Genomic DNA, 835 nt, shown 5'->3' on the forward strand with positions numbered 1-835 from the left:
CGCATGGCACCCACTTTGCCGCCGCCGGTTTTGGCAAATTCGGCCGCGCGTTTCTGCGCATCCTCAGTCGCCTGCGTGATCAAATCGCGTTTGATGGTTTCCAAATTGCCCAGCAAATATTGCGGATTGTCGAAGCGGATAAATTCGTTTTGCGCACGGAAATTCAAAATGGCGCGCTGGGCGGCTTGGATTTTGTCCAGTTTTTTGGTGTTGACCACAATATTGAGGTCGCCGTCGTAGCCGTTGGGCGTGCGGGTTACGTTGCCCAGTTCGTCGCGGGTTTCATTGAAAACGCGCGACACTTCGGGCAGGCCCACTTTCATTTCAGCCGCCGTAAAGCCTTGCTCGCCCAAAAACTTAGACAGCTTCTTGCGTCTTGCCGTCAGCAAATCCAAAACTTCCTGATAGCTCTCGCCGTGCGCGTTCACGCCCGTATTCCACGTCGCGCTGTCGGATTGGAAATTTTTCTCCGCCAAACCTTTTACGGTAATCGTCCCCGGTTGGCGCAGATTCTTAAACTGCACGCCCAAAATAAACGCCGCAGCCATCAATCCCAGTGCCAACAATACGCCCAAAATCGATAAAGATGAAATCTGTTTTTGTTCGGACATAATCAGCTCCCTCAACAACGTGAGACAGGCGGTTTAAAACAAATATACAAAGGCGGCATAAATGCTGATAACGGCAATCAGGCTGTCCACACGGTCGAACACACCGCCGTGTCCCGGCAGCAGATTGCTGCTGTCTTTGATACCGGCCGCACGTTTGAGCCAGCTTTCCAGCAAATCGCCGCACACGCTGACAACGGTCAGAATCAAGCCGATCAAAATCGTTT

The 835-nt window shown here is 52.2% G+C and carries 2 protein-coding genes; both read right to left on the bottom strand.

The features are described 5' to 3' along the window. The coding region (locus tag ACTHS3_RS16115) for an SIMPL domain-containing protein (RefSeq protein ID WP_440367861.1) at positions 1-611 on the bottom strand (611 nt) is incomplete at its 3' end. A 33-nt stretch (positions 612-644) separates the two neighbouring features. Beyond that, positions 645-835 (bottom strand): phosphatidate cytidylyltransferase (locus tag ACTHS3_RS16120; RefSeq protein ID WP_440368521.1); only part of this gene is annotated, 191 nt, incomplete at its 5' end.

It is taken from the genome of Neisseria sp. P0009.S007 (genome assembly GCF_051962515.1).